Genomic DNA, 224 nt, shown 5'->3' with positions numbered 1-224 from the left:
ACGATCTTGCCGCCGCGCCCCTGCTCGACCATCCGCTGCGCGACGGCCTGCATCAGGAAGAACAGCCCTTTCACGTTGACCGAGAACAGCCGGTCGAACACGTCCCACGATTCGTCGAGGAGCGGACGCATGTCGAACAGCGCCGCATTGTTGAACAGGACGTCGACGCCGCCGAAGCGCTCGACCGCCGTCGCGACGATCCGCTCGATGTCGTCGCGGCGCGT

General features: G+C 66.1%; 1 protein-coding gene. It reads right to left on the bottom strand.

The window, feature by feature from the left end:
• Positions 1-224, bottom strand: a 224-nt coding sequence (locus tag A9Z05_RS38230; protein ID WP_256122165.1) for an SDR family NAD(P)-dependent oxidoreductase, incomplete at both ends; no start/stop codon positions are given.

This window comes from Burkholderia sp. A2, from assembly GCF_001729305.1.
In the GTDB taxonomy this organism is placed as follows: Bacteria; Pseudomonadota; Gammaproteobacteria; order Burkholderiales; family Burkholderiaceae; genus Burkholderia; species Burkholderia sola.
The sequence above is the reverse complement of the archived record's forward strand: the minus strand, read 5'-3'. Positions and strand labels throughout refer to the sequence as shown.